Origin of the sequence: Kocuria sabuli, from assembly GCF_040981185.1 — a bacterium.
In the GTDB taxonomy this organism is placed as follows: domain Bacteria; phylum Actinomycetota; class Actinomycetes; order Actinomycetales; family Micrococcaceae; genus Kocuria; species Kocuria sabuli.
The window spans coordinates 1-1,115 of the sequence record NZ_JAVHZE010000050.1 but is presented as its reverse complement, the minus strand read 5'-3'; the positions used below and the strand labels follow the sequence as shown (position 1 = coordinate 1,115).

The window sequence follows — 1,115 nt, the reverse complement described above, 5'->3', positions numbered from 1 at the left end:
ATGGTTTACGCATGATTCCTCCGAGCCGCTAGACGCAGCCATTGCTTATCGACCAGACGGGCGGTGCAGTCCTTCAGGGTCGGGATGTCGGACGGCTTAACCGCTGGCTTGCGCTGACGGCGAGTCGGAACGCGGAAGATTTCGTTTGTGATGACGCGTGCGAGAGGATTACCCATGGGAAGTCCTCCACTCTTGCGCCCAGGCGATGCGCTTACTGGATGCTTCGGAGAACCTCACACCGCGGTCGGTGCCGAACCAGTAAATCGCCTCGATCACGTCGACCATGTAGCGCTTGCTGGATTTGGATGTGCGGACGCCGAAATAAACGCGGCCGCCGTTGATGCCCGGCGCGGATTTCTGCTCGCTCTCCGGGTCCTGTATCTGGCTAACCAGAACAGTGATCAAGTCCTTCCATTCCTTCGGTTCAAGCCTTTCTCCGTGCCAGACGACTTGGACAGAGAGATCTTTCAGAAGCGGCCACATCAGACGGTTCTGTTTGTCTGTGCGTGTCTCTTCCCTGATCTCGACAACCATCGGCGCGCGAGGATTTACCGGAAGATTTCGAATGTATTCAATGAGGTTGTGTTTAACAGTGTCGTTAACGATGCAAAAGTTCTGCTTCATGCGCCACCTCCGAGAGGTAACGCAGAATGCAGAAAATCGCAGGTGCATTTCTGCATCTGTGGCAAGGTGAGGAGTTCAGATTGTGGTCGCATTTAAGTCCCCTTAAATGCGCAGAAGTCACCGGAGTTGTTCAGGCTCCGATGACATGATTATGGCTGGATGATTTTACAAAATCAAATGGGTGAAGCTTTCTTTTTTAACTTCAATGTTGGCGCTTTCTCCTTCGATTTATTCTCACTTTCAAATGCGTCTTTTGCATTGTTGCATCCGCATTGATGGCAAACATAGTCGCCACTCCACCCTCTGCGAGTAACCTCTTTTCCGATAGCGGTTGAACCACATTCAGGACAGACCATAACACCCTCCGGTTTGAATTTAACTGCACTATGATGGTACCAATTCAAATCCGGAGGGAAAGCCAATTTACAAAATAATCGTTTTATTTCAATAGCATAATATTGTTTAAAGGAATTTCTCACACACGACGTGAT

Annotated in this window: 3 protein-coding genes; all 3 read right to left on the bottom strand. The window is 49.9% G+C overall.

Annotated elements, in window-relative coordinates:
• Positions 1-5: 5 nt before the first annotated feature.
• Complete coding sequence (locus tag RE027_RS17780; protein ID WP_368809625.1) at positions 6-176, bottom strand: NinE family protein; 171 nt, start codon at positions 174-176, stop codon at positions 6-8.
• Complete coding sequence (locus RE027_RS17775; protein ID WP_032105130.1) at positions 169-624, bottom strand: recombination protein NinB; 456 nt, start codon at positions 622-624, stop codon at positions 169-171. The genes RE027_RS17780 and RE027_RS17775 overlap by 8 nt, the downstream gene beginning before the upstream one ends.
• A 173-nt stretch (positions 625-797) precedes the next feature.
• Positions 798-1,115, bottom strand: a 318-nt coding sequence (locus RE027_RS17770) for a hypothetical protein (RefSeq protein ID WP_368809624.1), incomplete at its 5' end; no start/stop codon positions are given.

Coding starts and splice junctions, on each gene's coding strand:
- RE027_RS17775 (WP_032105130.1), bottom strand. CDS start 624: ATGAAGCAGAACTTTTGCATCGTTAACGACACTGTTAAACACAACCTC.
- RE027_RS17780 (WP_368809625.1), bottom strand. CDS start 176: ATGGGTAATCCTCTCGCACGCGTCATCACAAACGAAATCTTCCGCGTT.